The 259-nt window shown below is 65.3% G+C and carries 1 pseudogene; it reads left to right on the top strand.

Features of this window, described 5'->3' with window-relative positions:
• Nucleotides 1–259 (top strand): annotated as a pseudogene (purH, locus tag BST14_RS32090) (bifunctional phosphoribosylaminoimidazolecarboxamide formyltransferase/IMP cyclohydrolase); the annotation flags it as partial.

The following is a 259-nucleotide window of genomic DNA, read 5'->3' on the forward strand; positions in this document are numbered from 1 at the left end:
ATCGTGGTCAATGCCGGCGACTACGCCGCCGTGATCGAATCCCTCAAGGCCGGCGGCCTGACCTACGCCCAGCGTTTCGACCTGGCCCTCAAGGCGTTCGAGCACACCTCCGCCTACGACGGCATGATCGCCAACTACCTGGGTACCATCGACCAGACCCGCGATACCCTAGGCACCGCCGACCGCGGCGCCTTCCCGCGCACCTTCAACAGTCAGTTCGTCAAGGCCCAGGAAATGCGCTACGGCGAGAACCCGCACC

The sequence above is a fragment of the Mycobacterium arosiense ATCC BAA-1401 = DSM 45069 genome, assembly GCF_002086125.1.
GTDB lineage: Bacteria > Actinomycetota > Actinomycetes > Mycobacteriales > Mycobacteriaceae > Mycobacterium > Mycobacterium arosiense.